We start from the raw sequence: 15,330 nt of genomic DNA, 5'->3' as shown, positions 1-15,330 counted from the left end.
TCCTTTTAAGATTGCTTTTACCCTTAAGCAGGTGAAAGAATTCATGGTTTGTGTTGATTTTATACGAGGAGGAATTTTATGCTAAATAAAGTGGTTTATAAAACGGCTATCTTGGCCAGTGTGTCACTTACCTTAGTGGCTTGTCAAACGGAGGGATCGACACCTGAAGAAAACACAAAACAGACGACAGAGGTGAAGAAAAGTTACCAAGGTATATCTGAATTTGCTAAAGCTGTAGAAGAAGCTAATAAAAAAGTGGATAGTGTCCATGTCGATACTCGCGTAGAATTTTATGACCAAAAGGATTCTCTTTCTCAGGCTATAGAGACGAAGGCTGATGTCACCTATCAAATGAATGAATGGAGCAGGATCAAAGGGGTGATAGAGGCTTTTGATGATGATCAAAAACAAATGCATTATGAGATTATCTCATTAGACGGGAAGTTATATGTCAAAGAAACCGAGAATGGCGATTTCGCCGAATCGACTTTTGACAATGCTGGAATCAGACCAGAGTATTTCACTCTATTGGATCACTTCTACGAAAATGCAGAAGATTTAAAATTTGAAGAAAAAAGTGATGAGTATCTTGTCACTTTAAAAAATAAAGACCTTAGCCTCATTTCAACGTTTGGCAAAGAATATGGTTTTTCCTTGAGTGGTTCCTTGACAGAAGAGGATGCTGAAAAAGAGTTAATGCTTTTATTTGATAAAGAAACACTCTTTATGAAAGAGATTAGGGTTGGACTCGCCATCGAAAAGAATGACCTCTATGGCGCCATCATTGGCTATTCCGAGTTCTCTCAGTGGAACGACATTAAGGAAGACGATATCCAAGCACCGATCTAATCCTGTGCGGATGAAGAGGTAAAAATCATTGGGGAAGACATGTATGATGGCTACGCTCTCACCCTACCCTTATAATAACGAAAACAGACACAAAGCCCTTACTAGGAATATCATCTTAGTGAGGGCTTTGCGGTTGATGAGGTCATCATTCTGTCTATGGAGGAGAAGACGGGAGTGGGAAAGAACTCGAAATGATAAAAAGAGTTCTTCCTGCTCCCTAATTTTTAGGTAAAAACCTGAAATAGTGTCTAAAATTTTTCAAAAAATGTAAAATACACTTGACAAAAAATGTAAAGCAAGCTATACTTATATTGTAAAGTTAACTTGACACTAAAAAGGAGGGAGTGTCGTGAAAAATCATATACAAACCCTGCGAAAATCCCAGAAGTTGAGTCAAGCTGAGCTGGCAGATGAACTAGAAGTGACTAGACAGACCATCATCTCTTTGGAAAAGGGGCGGTATAATGCTTCTCTAGAGTTAGCCTATAAGATTGCTCAATTTTTTGGAAAAACCATTGAAGAAGTCTTTGTGTTTGAAGATTAAGGGAGGAAAAAAGTTATTGAAAGAGTTAATTATCAATGGTAGAAAGTCAGAAGCCTCTTTTATCAAAAAGAAAAAGAGCAAGTTTAGTGTTTTCTATTGCTAGGAATTATATTTGGATTGTTGTCATTAATGCTTGATATCGAAGCTTTTTCTGCAGGAATGCTGTTTGGAATGGCAGTGGGTTTTTGATTCTGAGTGATCGAAACCTTTGGCTGTTAAGGGATAAGAAGCGACTCACGATGAACACAGCCTAGAAATCACACGATTAGCCATCAGTGGACTCTAGTCATTGTCAGCTCTATTGTGATTGTTTTCTTGCTACTGGATGTGTTTGTAGGCTATGGCATTTCCTATCGCATTTTTTAAATTCTGCTACTCTATGTTATCTTGCTAGGTTTTGTAGCAGTAAAAGTTATTTTAAATAAATTATTATAAAGGAGAAGTTTATGTTCTGGGAAAAAATAAAATATGTCTTACAAGCGTTTGGATTACTGGTTGTATACCAATTGCCGTCGCTCTTTGTAGGAATCTTAGTTGCTCTTGGCCAACAAACGGGACAATCAAGCCCTCTTTGGGGTTATGCTTTAGTGGCTCTATTGTATTTTTTAGTCATTGCTGGTTTTATCCTTTACGCTAAAAAGATGGGCTATTGGACACCCAAATCCCACTGGTTAAAGGGAAAGAATGCCATTATTATTATTGTGGGATATGTCTTAATCTTAGGGGTGAATATTGCGATTAGCCTTTTAGGGAATGTTGAAACCACAGCGAACCAGGAAGTGGTTGAAAGTTTATTGGGACAAGTGCCATTACCACTTTACTTTATCATGTTGGTCGTTGCGGCTCCCATTTGTGAGGAGATTATTTTCCGAGGGATTGTTTTTAAATCATTAGTTCCCAAGTCAGTGCCTCTGGCTTTTATCATCAGTATTGTAACGTTTGCCCTTGTTCATGGTCCGACAGACCTTGGGAGCTTTCTCATATACGCAGGCATGGGCGCTATTATCAGTTTGAGTTACTATCTAACCCAATCGCTAGAAGTATCTATTGGCGTCCATATGCTCAATAACTTTATTGCCTTTCTAGGGATTGTCCTTATGTCATACTTCTCCTAATAGAAAAACCTTTTGAGCAACTGTGGAGTTCGGGAGAGTAATTAGAAAAACCTTTGTTTCCTGATTGGAAGCAAAGGTTTTTTGACTGCTAGTAGTTTGTGATGGTTTCGTAGGTTGAACGGTCCAAGTTTTTGACGATGGCTTGGAGATAAGCTTGTGCTTGCTCAAAGTCTTCTAAACTAAAGAGGGTTTGATGCGAGTGGATGTAGCGGGCAACCACACCGATAGTCGTTGATGGAATGCCGTGATTTTTGAGGTGAGCCGCTCCCGCGTCTGTTCCGCCTTTAGAAGCAAAGTACTGGTACTTGACGCCAGCATCTTCAGCGGTGGACATGAGGAAATCACGCATATTCTTAAGCATCACATGACCTGGATCGTAGAAACGGAAAAGTGTTCCGCCACCCAGTTGGCCTTGGTCGCCATAGACATCGCCAGCAGCAGAACAGTCGACTGCCAGGAAAATATCTGGATTAAATTTAGTTGTCGAAACCGAAGCCCCACGCAGGCCAACCTCTTCTTGAACGTTAGCACCTGCGATTAAGGTGTTTGGCAAAGCTTGACCAGACAGACTTTCGAGGAGTTCTGTAACCATGAGGAGGCCAAAGCGATTATCCCAGGCCTTAGAGATGACATTTTTGCCATTAGCGGTCAAAATCGCTTCTGCTTGAGGAACGATGATGTTACCTGGTTGAACACCGTAGCTTTCGGCCTCTGCCTTATCTGTAAAACCAGCGTCAAAGACAATGTCTTCAATTTTTGGTGTAGTCGATGAGCCGAGATGTGGTGGGATAGAGCCAGAAATCACAGGAATTTTGGTCCCCTTGCTTGTGTGAAGGGTAAAGCGCTGGGCGCTAACGACCATAGGATTCCAGCCACCGATTGAGACCACACGGAAGGTCCCGTCTGCCTTGATTTGGTTGATCATAAAGCCGACTTCATCCATGTGCGCCGCCACCATGAGACGTGGCGCATCTTTTTCCGTGCTGTCTTTAATGCCAAAAAGACCACCCAGGCCGTCTGTCTCGATGCGATCAACGTGTGGGCTGATTTTCCCACGCAGGTAATCACGCACCTCGTGTTCATATCCTGCTAGCCCCTCGAGGGCTGTCACTTCTTGGATTTTTTGAAATAACTCAGACATATAGCCTCCTTAAAAAAGATTCTTGCCTCTATTCTACCATTTTGTGGTATAATTTTCTTATGAAAAGACAGAAACAGAGAAAATTAGCGATTGTAGGGGCAGGTTTAGGATTAGCTGTCCTGGCTCTTGGGACCAAAATTTATCTGGATGAGCAGCGGGAAGCGCATCTGGCTCAGGTTGTGCGTGAAGTGCGTGATTTTTTTGCTAATCTGGGGCCTATTGCCACGGTTTATATCGACCAAACCCAGTCTGACGAGGTTCAGACCAAGGGCGGTGTCATCATGGAAGACGGCAAGATCTACCTCTTTGACTACTTGGCTGGTGAAATTTTCTACGAGGAGGAAGCCTAGTGATTCAGCCAAAAACTTTAGAAGAATTAGCTCCACTGATCGAAAGTAACCAGCGGCTGGTCCTTGTTTTCATGACCGATTGGTGCCCGGACTGTCATTACCTAGCGCCTTATTTGCCTGAGATTGAGGCGGCTTTTTCTGCTTCGACCTTTGTGGAGTTGGACCGCGATGCCTTTATGCCCCTCGCTCAGCAGTGGGATATCTTCGGTATTCCCAGTCTTGTCGTTCTTGAAAACGGACAGGAAGTGGGACGCTTGGTCAATAAGGCCCGCAAAACCAAGGCCGAAATAATAGCATTTTTGGAAGGATTAGAAACGAAATGATTTATACCTATAACAAACCTTATGTCGGCGATGTGCTCATGGTCATAGTGGCGGACAGCCAAGGTCAAAAAGTGACCAGTGAGCGACGAGACAATGTCGCTGTGATTCGCCGTGCCGCAGATAACCAAGTGGTTGGAGTGAATATTTTTGACGTCTCAAACTTAATCACCATTGACGGTCAAGGCCAAGTTAGCCTCTCAGCAGATGATTTGGCTGTCCTCAATCAGGCTGTCGCGCAAGCAGGCTTTGAGCTGGTCCTTGAAGATGATGGTGCTCCAAAGTTCGTGGTCGGAGAAATTGTATCTATGGAAACCCATCCAGATAGCGACCACCTCAATATCTGTCAGGTAGCTATCGGAGCAGAGGAAACCGTGCAAATCGTGGCTGGCGCACCGAATGCAGCGGTCGGCCTCAAGACCATTGTGGCCTTGCCTGGTGCTATGATGCCAAAAGGCAACCTCATCTTCCCAGGTGAACTGCGTGGCGTGGCCTCCCATGGAATGATGTGCAGTCCCCGCGAATTAGCCCTGCCAAACGCACCGCAAAAACGTGGCATCATTGAACTCGCTCTAGACACCGCAGTCGGAGAGCCTTTTGACGCCAGTAAGCATTGGGGATAAAGAATATGAGGCTTGATTTTGGGATTAAAGCTTTGATCATCAATAAGGAGGGCCGTTTCTTAGCCGTGCACAAGTCTGGGCAACAATCACCACTACTGGAGCTTCCAGGTGGTAGGATGCAGTTTGGTGAGACGATTGAGGAAGCCCTTATCAGAGAAATTCAAGAAGAAACAGGATTGACGGTTGAACCAGTTTCAGTTCTTAGCACTTGGAATTACATGAAGAAGACGAGGGATTTCCAAGTAGCTGGCTTAATCTATAAAGTGACTGTTGGAGATTTTTCGGCATTTAAATTATCGGAAGAGCATGATGCCTACTATTGGTTAACATTTGAAGAACTGGATAAGTTAGTTCCTCATTTTAAAGAGAGCTTATTAAAAGCTTTGCCACTATCATAAATGCAAGGAAACCTAGGATGCCATTATCCTAGGTTTTGTGATTCTAATTGGTCAAAGGCTTTAAGAAGTTGTTCTTGTAAGACAAGTAGTTGTTCAGTAGTTATGAGCTTTTCTTCTGAGTACATTTCAGTATGTGGTAGCCACCAGACAGGGCCTTTGCCAGACATATCATGATTGCCAAGATCGCCAGATTTTCTAGGAAAGAGGTGCCAGTGAAGATGGGCATCGCCGTTGCCTAAGGATTCGATATTCATTTTCTCGGCTTCAAAAGCAATAGCTACAGCTTCTGAGGCAAGTGTCATGTCACTGAGGTGCTGTGTCTGACTGTTTTTATCAAGATAATGGAGTTCTGAGACATGCTTTTTGGACAAAAATAGTGTGTAGCCAAGAAAATGTTGGTGATCACCAATGACAACATAACCTGTTTCCAACTCTTTAACAAAATAGGGATTTTGATTTCTTGTAATGAGATTAATACGATCGCAAATGAGACACATACTCTATTCTCCTTGCTTCAAATAGGAAGCTGATGGTTGTCGGAAGGACTATTTTTCACAATCTCTGTAAAGCGGTGCGTGAAGCGGGCGGTCATGCCCCAGAGATTTTCATTGTCCTGGTTGTAGAAAGGCACCCGTCTGAAATGCTCTTTAAAATTGTAGTTGGCCCCGTTTGGGATACGTTCAAAAGGAAAATCCCTTGAGGGTGCGACAACAGCCGTTAGATCATAATAGGTCGGAGGAATCTCCAAAAGGAGATCCAAGGGGAGAGTGAAGAGGCGCTCCACTTCCTCATTGGGCTGGATCTGAGTCCAATCCTCAACCAAGAGTTGGCCGACAAAGCAGTGAATGGTGCGAGGACCATTGACCATGTAATCCATCTCACCGATAATAGTAACCTGGTCTGCTGAGAGATTGAGTTCCTCCATGGTTTCACGGATAGCCGCTTCTCTAATCATCTCTCCAGGTTCAACACGCCCACCGGGGAAAGCGACCTCCCCTGGTTGAGAGATGTGCTGGGCCCTGACTTGGTAGAGGATATGACAGACCCCATTGACCTTAATGAGGGGCAGTAAGACGGCATAGACCCTCTTTTCATCGATGGGCCTGGGCTGGTAATGGCTGAGTAGGTTCTTAATATCAGATAGGGTTTTTTCCATAAATCTTCTGGCCGCTTGGCCATCCTTTGTGCATTTTCTTTATTTTACCATTTTTTGAAAAAAGCTACGAATAAAGAAGCAGGAGGAAAATTTATGTTAAATAAAATGATTATGATTGGACGCTTGGTCCAAAATCCGGAATTGCAGACAACCGCATCGGATAAGCATGTGACCCGCTTTACGCTAGCCATTAACCGAAAATACAAGGGACAAGATGGTGAGCGTCAAACAGACTTTATTAATGCGGTAGCTTGGGGGAAAATGGCAGAAAACCTAGTTAGTTATGGCACCAAAGGTAGCCTTATTTCTGTTGATGGGGAACTGCGTACCCGCAAATATGAGAAAAACGGGGAAACGCATTACGCTTCAGAGGTGCTTTGTCATGGTTTTCAACTGCTTGAGAGCCGTGCTCAGCGTGCCATGCGTGAAAACAATGTCAGCCAGGATTTAGCAGACCTAGTCTTGGAAGAAGAACCATTACCTTTCTAACATATTATGAGACTGAGCAAACGTTCAGTCTTTTTTTGAATTGTGGGTCCCTGTTCCAAGAGCATTTTTTGATGATTTACCGATGTTTCTAAGTTTTATAAGTATCATTTTTAAAGTGAGTCAAACAACACCTTTTTTCTTGACTATTTCTGACCAAGTGATAAAATAGAATCAGAGTTAGCACTCTATCGTTTAGAGTGCTAAAATATAGTACAATTGGAGGTTTCTATGTTAAAACCCTTAAATGACCGTGTGGTCTTAGAAGTTCAAGAAGAAGCAGAAAAAACGGTTGGTGGTTTTGTTTTAGCCAGCGCTAGTCAGGAAAAACCACAGACTGCCAAAGTGATTGCGGTAGGTCCAGGGAAGCTATCGCACGGCAACCGTATTGCACCTAGCGTGGCGGTCGGTGACCGCGTGGTTTTTGAAAAATTTGCAGGTAGCGAGGTTAAGGACGGCGATCAAACCTATTTGGTTGTCCGTGAGAAAGACATTTTAGCAATTATAGACTAGAAAGAGGGAAGAGAATAATGGCAAAAGATATTAAATTTGCAGCAGATGCTCGTACAGCGATGGTCCGTGGGGTTGATATTTTAGCAGATACCGTTAAGGTGACGTTAGGTCCTAAAGGCCGCAATGTGGTCTTGGAAAAAGCTTTCGGCTCACCGCTCATTACCAATGACGGGGTAACTATTGCCAAAGAAATCGAATTGGAAGACCATTTTGAAAACATGGGCGCTAAGTTGGTGTCAGAAGTGGCATCAAAAACCAATGATATCGCTGGTGATGGGACAACGACAGCAACAGTTTTGACACAGGCTATCGTCCGCGAGGGGATTAAGAACGTCACAGCTGGTGCCAACCCAATCGGCATTCGTCGTGGGATTGAAAAAGCGGTCGCAACAGCTGTCTCAGAATTAAAAGAAATCGCAGCCCCTGTGTCAGGCAAGGAAGCTATCGCTCAAGTCGCAGCCGTATCATCACGCTCTGAAAAGGTTGGTGAGTACATCTCAGAAGCCATGGAAAAAGTGGGTAATGATGGGGTGATTACCATTGAAGAGTCGCGCGGGATGGAAACAGAGCTTTCTGTTGTCGAAGGAATGCAGTTTGACCGCGGCTATCTGTCTCAGTACATGGTGACTGACAACGAGAAAATGGTTGCCGAATTGGAGAATCCTTATCTCTTGATTACAGATAAGAAGGTGTCTCAAATCCAAGAAATCTTACCACTGTTAGAGTCTGTGCTTCAAACCAACCGCCCACTCTTGATTGTAGCAGATGATGTGGACGGCGAAGCCCTTCCAACCCTTGTCCTCAATAAAATCCGTGGCACCTTTAATGTGGTAGCTGTGAAAGCCCCAGGTTTTGGTGACCGCCGCAAGGCCATGTTAGAAGACCTTGCCATCTTGACTGGCGGTACGGTTATCACTGAAGAACTCGGTCTGGAATTGAAAGATGCGACTATCGAAGCTCTAGGACAAGCGGCTAAAGTTGTTGTCGACAAGGACCATACCACTATCGTTGAAGGGGCTGGATCTGCAGAAGCCATTGCGAATCGCGTCGCAGTCTTGAAAGCTCAGATTGAGACGACAACGTCAGAGTTTGACCGTGAGAAGTTGCAAGAACGCTTGGCTAAACTATCAGGTGGCGTCGCAGTCATCAAGGTTGGAGCGGCGACTGAAACAGAGCTGAAAGAAACCAAGCTCCGTATCGAAGATGCTCTCAATGCCACTCGTGCCGCTGTTGAAGAAGGGATCGTTGCCGGTGGAGGCACAGCCTTTGTCAATGTGCTTGGTAAAGTTGCCGAACTGGACTTGGCTGGCGATGAAGCGACTGGTCGCAGCATTGTTCTTCGTGCCCTTGAAGAGCCTGTCCGTCAAATTGCTCACAATGCTGGTTTTGAAGGCTCTATCGTCATTGACCGCTTGAAGAATGCAGAAGCAGGTCAAGGTTTCAACGCTGCCACAGGTGAGTGGGTAAACATGATTGAAGCAGGAATCATTGACCCTGTTAAGGTCACTCGTTCTGCTCTGCAAAATGCGGCCTCAGTGGCTAGTCTAATCCTCACAACCGAAGCTGTTGTGGCCAATCAGCCAGAACCTGCTGCACCAGCGCCAGCTATGGATCCAAGTATGATGGGTGGCATGATGTAGTAGCTGACGAAAGAGGCTGGGAAAAAAGTCCTAGCCTTCTAATCATTTATCATCAGTTAAACAAGACGCAGTGGTTGATTGGAAGCCCTAAAATGCTTGCTACGCAATCGTTAGAGGCCGTCCTAATCAACTGTGCGGAGGTGGGACAACGAAGTCAATTTCTGCGAAATCATGACTTTTGTCCCACTCTCCAGTCTGAAGACAAAGTTATTTTTGAAACTTTCCTTAGGTGATAACGGACGGTAGCGACTTCTTTCAGACGTCTGTTTCAAGCTATCGCTTGCTTTATTTCCAACCTTTAACAGTCTCCCAGACTGTTAAAGCAAAACTTCCGAGAGCCTGAAACTATTGCGTTTCAGGCTCTTTTATCACGGCGGAAAGTTTCCGTTTTTGCTCGCCTTGCTCGCTAAAAATCTATTATTTTAAATCATTAGCCAAACTTTTGAAGATCATTAATACAGAAAACAGGGTTTGTCTACGCTCTCAACCCTTGATTTTTCAAGGGTTTCTTTGTTTTCGATCTAATCATTTTTCATTTTGGGCATGTTGCTAATAAATAGCTTTTTAGTTGTATCCTCACTACATTCTCAGATGATTTCTAAAGAATGGACTGACTGAAAATAATTGGTCAATCATTAATGGCTTCTTTGCTCAAAATTAAGAAGAAAAAGCTAAACAACAAGTTGACATATGCTTTAATTCTATAGGTTGATGTCAAGTACCAAGAAAAGCTGATATAGAAGAAATGGCTTAAAAAATGGTATAATAACACCAACATAGATGAAGCACATTTGAATTTTAGAGGGGTACTTATTGATATGGAATTTAGACAATTAATCGATTCAGATTTATCATCTTTGCTTGATCTGTATCGCCAACTTGATGAAAATGCTGACCAGTGTGCTATTGAACAGAGCGAAAAAGCATGGAATGGGATTAAGAATAATTCAAATATCCAATACTTCGGTGCGGTTGAAAACGGCAAAGTTGTGTCGACCTGTTACGCTGTTTACATACCCAATCTTACTCGTGGCAATCGAGGGATCTGCTTCATTGAGAATGTCATCACAGATAAAGAATATAGAAAGCGTGGCCTAGCTTCTCATGTTATTGATATGGCTATTGAATTTGCGAAAGAGCGTCATTGTTACAAAGTAATATTGCAAAGCGGAATAACTCGAAAGGGAGCCCATCGATTTTATGAATATAAGGGATTTGATGGTGCATCAAAAAGAGCATTTGATATGCGACTCGACTGAGATAGAATAATGAAACAAGAGGAGTATATCGACTTTCAAAACAGTAAATCAAAAGGGTTACTGTTTTTTCTTTGTTCAAAATACACATAAATAAATGCTATCTTGGGTATCAGTCCAATTTTGAACAGTTGCTTGTGTAGTCTTTGGTCTTTTTGTTATCGCTTACAAAATATATAATGAACATGAAAATAAAACACATAAGGAGTATACCTATGGAAATCCTAACAAGTATACTAAATTGGTTCTCGCAAAATATCTTGCAGAACCCAGCGTTCTTTGTCGGTCTCTTGGTTCTGGTTGGTTATGCCCTGCTTAAAAAACCAGCACACGATGTCTTCGCTGGCTTTGTCAAAGCAACTGTTGGTTACATGATTCTTAATGTGGCTGCGGGTGGCTTGGTATCAACTTTCCGTCCCATCTTAGCAGCGCTTAACTTTAAGTTTAAGATTGGTGCGGCAGTTATTGACCCTTACTTTGGCTTGACAGCTGCCAATACTAAAATTGCTGAAGAGTTTCCTGACTTTGTCGGTGCAGCGACAACAGCTCTCTTGATTGGGTTTGGGGTTAACATCTTATTAGTTGCTCTTCGTAAAGTGACCAAGGTAAGGACCCTCTTCATCACTGGCCATATCATGGTTCAACAAGCAGCAACAATCTCTCTAATGGTGCTCTTCTTGATTCCACAGCTCCGCAATGCTTGGGGAACCTTAGCCATCGGTGTGATTTGCGGGCTTTACTGGGCGGTTAGTTCAAACATGACCGTTGAAGCGACACAACGCCTGACAGGTGGTGGTGGCTTTGCCATTGGTCACCAACAGCAATTCGCCATTTGGTTTGTGGATAAGATTGCAGATAAGCTTGGGAACAAGGAAGAAAACCTTGATAACCTCAAATTACCTAAATTCCTCAGTATTTTCCATGACACAGTGGTTGCTTCAGCAACCTTGATGCTCATCTTCTTTGGAGCGATCTTGACTATTCTTGGCCCAGAGATCATGTCCAACCCTGAAGTGATTACCTCAGGAACCCTTTACGCACCTGAAAAACAATCCTTCTTCATGTACGTCATTCAAACGGCCTTTACCTTCTCTGTTTACCTTTTCATTTTGATGCAAGGTGTCCGCATGTTCGTTGCTGAACTGACCAATGCCTTCCAAGGGATTTCTAGCAAACTCTTGCCTGGTTCTTTCCCTGCGGTCGATGTTGCGGCATCTTACGGTTTTGGCTCACCGAATGCAGTGCTATCAGGCTTTGCCTTTGGTTTGGTTGGTCAATTGATTACGATTGCCCTTTTGGTCATCTTCAAGAGTCCGATTCTCATCATCACTGGTTTCGTCCCTGTCTTCTTTGATAATGCGGCGATTGCAGTCTATGCTGATAAACGTGGTGGTTGGAAAGCGGCGACGATATTGTCCTTCTGCTCAGGCGTCCTTCAAGTGGCTGTTGGTGCCGTTGCAGTAGCCTTGCTTGATTTAGCAAACTTCGGCGGTTATCATGGCAATATCGACTTTGAAATCCCTTGGGTGCCATTTGGTTACCTCTTCAAGTACCTCGGTTTAGCTGGCTATGCTCTTGTTTGTGTCTTGCTTTTAGCCATTCCTCAACTACAGTATGCCAAAGCAAAGGACAAGGAAGCCTACTACCGCGGAGAAGCACAATAATAAGAATAAGATAGGTTGTCATTAAATTAGTAATAGCAGCTCTGCTATTGTCAAAAAAGATAGGAGTAAGATTATGGTTAAAGTATTAACAGCATGTGGAAATGGTATGGGATCATCTATGGTCATCAAGATGAAAGTTGAAAACGCCTTGCGTCAATTGGGAGTGACTGATGTGCAGTCAGCATCTTGCTCAGTTGGTGAAGCAAAGAGTTTAGCAGCGGGTTATGATATTGTGGTAGCGTCTAATCATTTGATTTCTGAATTGGAAGGGCGTACCAATGGTAAATTGGTGGGTCTTGATAACTTGATGGACGATAACGAAATTAAAACCAAGCTCTCAGCAGTTTTAGACTAACAACGGATGGAGGTTGGGGAATTTCCCGGCCTCTTCTCTATTAAACTTGCGAAAGGAAAATGATATGAATTTAAAAAAAGCATTTACAGAAAACGACTCGATTCGACTTGGTTTGTCAGCAACGACCTGGCAAGAAGCGGTTAAGTTGTCTGTGGAGCCCTTGATTGAAAGTGGGGCCATAACCGAAGAATATTACCATGCGATTATCGAATCGACAGAAGAGTACGGTCCTTATTATATTTTGATGCCAGGCATGGCTATGCCCCATGCAAGACCGGAAGCTGGAGTGAAGCGCGATGCTTTCTCCCTTGTGACCTTGACGGAGCCAGTCGCTTTCTCAGACGGCAAGGAAGTGAGTGTTCTCTTGGCGCTTGCTGCGACAAGTTCTGACATTCACACATCAGTTGCCATTCCACAAATCATTGCTCTTTTTGAGCTGGAAAATGCGATTGAGCGTTTGGTCGCCTGCCAAACACCTGAGGAAGTCTTGGCTATGGTAGAAGAGTCTAAAAACAGCCCTTACCTTGAGGGGCTAGATCTAGAGTCTTAAGAATAAAGCAGTAGATTGAAAGGATTATACAAATGACACAACACATTCCAAATTTACAAGTAGCGCTAGACCATTCTGATTTACAAGGCGCCATTAAAGCGGCTGTTTCAGTCGGTCACGAAGTCGATGTCATTGAAGCAGGGACGGTTTGCTTGCTCCAAGTGGGAAGTGAACTGGTCGAGGTGCTTCGCAGTCTCTTCCCTGAAAAAATTATTGTGGCGGATACCAAATGTGCCGATGCTGGTGGAACAGTTGCTAAAAACAATGCCGTTCGTGGCGCAGACTGGATGACCTGTATTTGCTCAGCGACCATTCCAACCATGAAGGCGGCTCTTAAAGCCATTCAAGAAGAACGTGGCGACAAGGGCGAAATTCAGGTAGAACTCTATGGGGACTGGACTTATGAGCATGCCCAACAATGGTTGGATGCAGGAATTTCTCAAGCCATCTACCACCAGTCCCGAGATGCTCTTCTTGCGGGTGAAACGTGGGGTGAAAAAGATCTGACCAAGGTCAAAAAATTAATTGACATGGGCTTCCGTGTATCGGTTACAGGTGGTCTTGATGTGGATACCTTGAAGCTCTTTGAAGGGGTCGATGTCTTTACTTTTATCGCAGGTCGCGGGATTACAGAAGCTCCTGATCCAGCACAAGCAGCCCGTGACTTCAAGGATGAAATCCGTCGCATTTGGGGGTAGGGGATGAAAAGACCTATTGGAATTTATGAAAAGGCTACACCTAAACACTTTTCCTGGCTAGAGCGCCTGCAATTTGCTAAAGAACTCGGTTTTGACTTCGTCGAAATGTCTATCGATGAGTCAGACGAGCGCTGGGCGAGACTTGATTGGAGCAAGGAAGAGCGACTGGACGTTGTAAAAGCTATTTATGAGACTGGCGTCCGCATTCCGACCATATGTTTTTCTGGTCATCGTAGGTACCCGCTTGGATCTGCTGATCCAGAGCTTGAAGCAGAAGCCCTCTCTGCCATGAAAAAATGCATTGAGCTAGCACAAGACTTAGGTGTTCGTGTCATTCAGCTGGCCGGTTACGATGTTTATTATGAAGACAAGTCTCCAGAGACTCGGGAGCGGTTCATTAAAAACTTACGCCAGTCCTGTGACTGGGCAGAGCAAGCTCAGGTTATGCTGGCGATTGAGATTATGGATGATCCTTTTATCAACTCGATCGAAAAGTATTTAGCCGTTGAGAAAGAAATTGATTCGCCCTATCTCTTTGTCTATCCAGATACAGGCAATGTCTCTGCTTGGCACAATGACCTTTGGAGTGAATTTTACCTAGGGCACCAATCCATTGCAGCTCTTCATCTCAAGGACACCTATGCGGTGACAGAGACGTCTAAGGGGCAGTTCCGTGATGTGCCCTTTGGTCAAGGCTGTGTGGACTGGGAACAGATGTTTGCTGTCCTGAAAAAGACCAACTATCAAGGACCATTTTTAATTGAAATGTGGTCTGAAAACTGTGAAACGGTAGAAGAAACGCGCGCTACTATCAAGGAGGCGCAGACCTTCCTCTACCCCTTGATTGAGAAAGCGGGGTTAGCTTAATGCCGAAAGATTTACAGGAAATGCGTCAACGGGTTTATGAGGCTAACATTGCCTTGCCAGCTCATGGTCTGGTCAAGTTTACCTGGGGCAATGTCTCAGAAGTTTGCCGTGAACTTGGCCGTATTGTCATCAAGCCATCAGGTGTTGACTATGACAAATTAAGCCCTGAAAACATGGTGGTGACAGACCTTGACGGCAATGTGGTCGAAGGAGACCTCAATCCGTCATCAGATCTTATGACTCATGTGGAACTCTACAAGGCTTGGGCAGAAGTTGGAGCGGTGGTTCACACCCATTCGACAGAAGCTGTCGGCTGGGCGCAAGCTGGTCGTGATATCCCTTTTTATGGAACCACCCATGCCGACTATTTCTACGGTCCAGTGCCTTGTGCACGCTCACTGACCAAGCAAGAAGTTGATTCGGCCTATGAAAAAGAGACAGGAACTGTTATCATTGAAGAATTTGAGCGTCGGGGTATTGACCCAGTAGCCATTCCAGGGATAGTTGTCCGTAACCATGGTCCATTTACTTGGGGGAAAGACCCTGCTCAGGCAGTTTACCACTCCGTTGTTTTAGAAGAAGTAGCTAAAATGAATCGCTATACGGAGCAGATTAATCCAGAAGTTGAGCCTGCTCCTCAATACATTTTAGACAAGCACTATCTCCGTAAACACGGGCCCAATGCCTACTATGGACAAAAAGGAGACGCTCACTAGTGGCGGGAAAGCAGGCACTGTGTTGTCTGCTTCTTTTGCCATTTAGGCTGTTTCATTTTTAGAAATTATGGTATAGTAATGTATCTATT

20 protein-coding genes are annotated in these 15,330 nt (G+C 44.0%); 17 read left to right on the top strand and 3 right to left on the bottom strand.

All coding sequences use genetic code 11. The annotated features are described in order from the left end of the window. The first annotated feature begins 78 nt into the window (after positions 1–78). The 3 genes from ACVRYP_RS03605 (at position 79) to ACVRYP_RS03595 (ending at position 2,508) form a co-directional block, all read left to right on the top strand. Positions 79–849, top strand: a complete 771-nt coding sequence (locus tag ACVRYP_RS03605) for a hypothetical protein (RefSeq protein ID WP_447467408.1) — start codon at positions 79–81, stop codon at positions 847–849. A 349-nt stretch (positions 850–1,198) separates the two neighbouring features. Next, the gene (locus tag ACVRYP_RS03600; protein ID WP_447467407.1) at positions 1,199–1,393 is read left to right on the top strand and encodes a helix-turn-helix transcriptional regulator; all 195 of its coding nucleotides are present in this window, start codon (positions 1,199–1,201) and stop codon (positions 1,391–1,393) included. Positions 1,394–1,839: 446 nt separating this feature from the next. Further along, entirely contained in the window at positions 1,840–2,508 is a 669-nt protein-coding gene (locus ACVRYP_RS03595; protein ID WP_447467406.1) for a CPBP family intramembrane glutamic endopeptidase, read from the top strand. 88 nt (positions 2,509–2,596) lie between these two features. On the opposite strand, the gene pepA is transcribed toward ACVRYP_RS03595, so the two are convergent. Continuing rightward, positions 2,597–3,649 (bottom strand): glutamyl aminopeptidase, encoded by a 1,053-nt coding sequence (gene pepA / locus ACVRYP_RS03590; protein ID WP_447467405.1) that lies wholly within the window; start codon positions 3,647–3,649, stop codon positions 2,597–2,599. A gap of 59 nt (positions 3,650–3,708) precedes the next feature. Between pepA and ACVRYP_RS03585 the strand changes: the two genes are divergently transcribed. Genes ACVRYP_RS03585 through ACVRYP_RS03570 form a run of 4 tightly spaced genes read left to right on the top strand, consistent with a single transcriptional unit; the run spans position 3,709 to position 5,340 of the window. After that, positions 3,709–3,999, top strand: coding sequence for a DUF4651 domain-containing protein (locus tag ACVRYP_RS03585; RefSeq protein ID WP_447467404.1), 291 nt, complete (start codon positions 3,709–3,711; stop codon positions 3,997–3,999). Next, a complete protein-coding gene (locus ACVRYP_RS03580) occupies positions 3,999–4,322 on the top strand; it encodes a thioredoxin family protein (protein ID WP_447467403.1) in 324 nt (107 codons plus the stop codon). The genes ACVRYP_RS03585 and ACVRYP_RS03580 overlap by 1 nt, the downstream gene beginning before the upstream one ends. Continuing rightward, positions 4,319–4,942: a YtpR family tRNA-binding protein gene (gene ytpR, locus ACVRYP_RS03575; protein ID WP_447467402.1), complete on the top strand. Its 624-nt coding sequence runs from the start codon at positions 4,319–4,321 to the stop codon at positions 4,940–4,942. The genes ACVRYP_RS03580 and ytpR overlap by 4 nt, the downstream gene beginning before the upstream one ends. A gap of 5 nt (positions 4,943–4,947) precedes the next feature. Then, a complete protein-coding gene (locus ACVRYP_RS03570; RefSeq protein ID WP_447467401.1) occupies positions 4,948–5,340 on the top strand; it encodes an NUDIX domain-containing protein in 393 nt (130 codons plus the stop codon). Between the two features lie 23 nt (positions 5,341–5,363). On the opposite strand, the gene ACVRYP_RS03565 is transcribed toward ACVRYP_RS03570, so the two are convergent. Further along, on the bottom strand, positions 5,364–5,837 hold the full coding sequence (locus ACVRYP_RS03565; RefSeq protein ID WP_447467400.1) for an HIT family protein: 474 nt from the start codon (positions 5,835–5,837) through the stop codon (positions 5,364–5,366). A gap of 17 nt (positions 5,838–5,854) precedes the next feature. After that, complete coding sequence (locus ACVRYP_RS03560; RefSeq protein WP_447467399.1) at positions 5,855–6,496, bottom strand: NUDIX hydrolase; 642 nt, start codon at positions 6,494–6,496, stop codon at positions 5,855–5,857. A gap of 93 nt (positions 6,497–6,589) precedes the next feature. Here ACVRYP_RS03560 and ACVRYP_RS03555 point away from each other — a divergent pair, with 93 nt between their 5' ends. The 10 genes from ACVRYP_RS03555 to ACVRYP_RS03510 all read left to right on the top strand — a co-directional run bounded on the left by ACVRYP_RS03555 (position 6,590) and on the right by ACVRYP_RS03510 (position 15,241). Next, positions 6,590–6,985: a single-stranded DNA-binding protein gene (locus ACVRYP_RS03555; RefSeq protein WP_447467398.1), complete on the top strand. Its 396-nt coding sequence runs from the start codon at positions 6,590–6,592 to the stop codon at positions 6,983–6,985. 228 nt (positions 6,986–7,213) lie between these two features. Next, positions 7,214–7,495 (top strand): co-chaperone GroES, encoded by a 282-nt coding sequence (groES, locus tag ACVRYP_RS03550; protein ID WP_447467397.1) that lies wholly within the window; start codon positions 7,214–7,216, stop codon positions 7,493–7,495. Positions 7,496–7,512: 17 nt separating this feature from the next. After that, entirely contained in the window at positions 7,513–9,135 is a 1,623-nt protein-coding gene (gene groL / locus ACVRYP_RS03545; protein WP_447467396.1) for a chaperonin GroEL, read from the top strand. A gap of 818 nt (positions 9,136–9,953) precedes the next feature. Beyond that, on the top strand, positions 9,954–10,394 hold the full coding sequence (locus ACVRYP_RS03540) for a GNAT family N-acetyltransferase (RefSeq protein ID WP_447467395.1): 441 nt from the start codon (positions 9,954–9,956) through the stop codon (positions 10,392–10,394). 212 nt (positions 10,395–10,606) lie between these two features. Further along, positions 10,607–12,055: a PTS ascorbate transporter subunit IIC gene (ulaA, locus tag ACVRYP_RS03535; protein WP_447467394.1), complete on the top strand. Its 1,449-nt coding sequence runs from the start codon at positions 10,607–10,609 to the stop codon at positions 12,053–12,055. Between the two features lie 73 nt (positions 12,056–12,128). After that, positions 12,129–12,410, top strand: coding sequence for a PTS sugar transporter subunit IIB (locus tag ACVRYP_RS03530; protein WP_307122023.1), 282 nt, complete (start codon positions 12,129–12,131; stop codon positions 12,408–12,410). A 64-nt stretch (positions 12,411–12,474) separates the two neighbouring features. Next, positions 12,475–12,960 carry a PTS sugar transporter subunit IIA gene (locus tag ACVRYP_RS03525; protein WP_447467393.1) on the top strand — a complete coding sequence of 162 codons (486 nt, stop codon included), beginning with the start codon at positions 12,475–12,477 and terminating at the stop codon, positions 12,958–12,960. Positions 12,961–12,992: 32 nt separating this feature from the next. After that, the gene (locus tag ACVRYP_RS03520) at positions 12,993–13,658 is read left to right on the top strand and encodes a 3-keto-L-gulonate-6-phosphate decarboxylase UlaD (protein ID WP_447467392.1); all 666 of its coding nucleotides are present in this window, start codon (positions 12,993–12,995) and stop codon (positions 13,656–13,658) included. A 3-nt stretch (positions 13,659–13,661) separates the two neighbouring features. Beyond that, positions 13,662–14,525: an L-ribulose-5-phosphate 3-epimerase gene (locus tag ACVRYP_RS03515; protein ID WP_447467391.1), complete on the top strand. Its 864-nt coding sequence runs from the start codon at positions 13,662–13,664 to the stop codon at positions 14,523–14,525. After that, positions 14,525–15,241 (top strand): L-ribulose-5-phosphate 4-epimerase, encoded by a 717-nt coding sequence (locus ACVRYP_RS03510; RefSeq protein ID WP_447467390.1) that lies wholly within the window; start codon positions 14,525–14,527, stop codon positions 15,239–15,241. Before ACVRYP_RS03515 ends, ACVRYP_RS03510 begins: the two co-directional genes overlap by 1 nt. The last annotated feature ends 89 nt before the right edge of the window (positions 15,242–15,330 follow it).

Source organism: Streptococcus rifensis, assembly GCF_053203525.1.
The sequence above is the reverse complement of the archived record's forward strand: the minus strand, read 5'-3'. Positions and strand labels throughout refer to the sequence as shown.

Excerpts from the sequence above, each read along its gene's own strand:
- ACVRYP_RS03605 (WP_447467408.1), top strand. The coding sequence starts at position 79 with ATGCTAAATAAAGTGGTTTATAAAACGGCTATCTTGGCCAGTGTGTCA.
- ACVRYP_RS03530 (WP_307122023.1), top strand. The coding sequence starts at position 12,129 with ATGGTTAAAGTATTAACAGCATGTGGAAATGGTATGGGATCATCTATG.
- ACVRYP_RS03565 (WP_447467400.1), bottom strand. The coding sequence starts at position 5,837 with ATGTGTCTCATTTGCGATCGTATTAATCTCATTACAAGAAATCAAAAT.
- groL (WP_447467396.1), top strand. The coding sequence starts at position 7,513 with ATGGCAAAAGATATTAAATTTGCAGCAGATGCTCGTACAGCGATGGTC.
- ulaA (WP_447467394.1), top strand. The coding sequence starts at position 10,607 with ATGGAAATCCTAACAAGTATACTAAATTGGTTCTCGCAAAATATCTTG.
- ACVRYP_RS03595 (WP_447467406.1), top strand. The coding sequence starts at position 1,840 with ATGTTCTGGGAAAAAATAAAATATGTCTTACAAGCGTTTGGATTACTG.
- ACVRYP_RS03515 (WP_447467391.1), top strand. The coding sequence starts at position 13,662 with ATGAAAAGACCTATTGGAATTTATGAAAAGGCTACACCTAAACACTTT.
- ACVRYP_RS03520 (WP_447467392.1), top strand. The coding sequence starts at position 12,993 with ATGACACAACACATTCCAAATTTACAAGTAGCGCTAGACCATTCTGAT.
- ACVRYP_RS03525 (WP_447467393.1), top strand. The coding sequence starts at position 12,475 with ATGAATTTAAAAAAAGCATTTACAGAAAACGACTCGATTCGACTTGGT.
- ACVRYP_RS03560 (WP_447467399.1), bottom strand. The coding sequence starts at position 6,496 with ATGGAAAAAACCCTATCTGATATTAAGAACCTACTCAGCCATTACCAG.
- ACVRYP_RS03510 (WP_447467390.1), top strand. The coding sequence starts at position 14,525 with ATGCCGAAAGATTTACAGGAAATGCGTCAACGGGTTTATGAGGCTAAC.
- groES (WP_447467397.1), top strand. The coding sequence starts at position 7,214 with ATGTTAAAACCCTTAAATGACCGTGTGGTCTTAGAAGTTCAAGAAGAA.
- ACVRYP_RS03555 (WP_447467398.1), top strand. The coding sequence starts at position 6,590 with ATGTTAAATAAAATGATTATGATTGGACGCTTGGTCCAAAATCCGGAA.
- ACVRYP_RS03570 (WP_447467401.1), top strand. The coding sequence starts at position 4,948 with ATGAGGCTTGATTTTGGGATTAAAGCTTTGATCATCAATAAGGAGGGC.
- pepA (WP_447467405.1), bottom strand. The coding sequence starts at position 3,649 with ATGTCTGAGTTATTTCAAAAAATCCAAGAAGTGACAGCCCTCGAGGGG.
- ACVRYP_RS03540 (WP_447467395.1), top strand. The coding sequence starts at position 9,954 with ATGGAATTTAGACAATTAATCGATTCAGATTTATCATCTTTGCTTGAT.
- ACVRYP_RS03585 (WP_447467404.1), top strand. The coding sequence starts at position 3,709 with ATGAAAAGACAGAAACAGAGAAAATTAGCGATTGTAGGGGCAGGTTTA.
- ytpR (WP_447467402.1), top strand. The coding sequence starts at position 4,319 with ATGATTTATACCTATAACAAACCTTATGTCGGCGATGTGCTCATGGTC.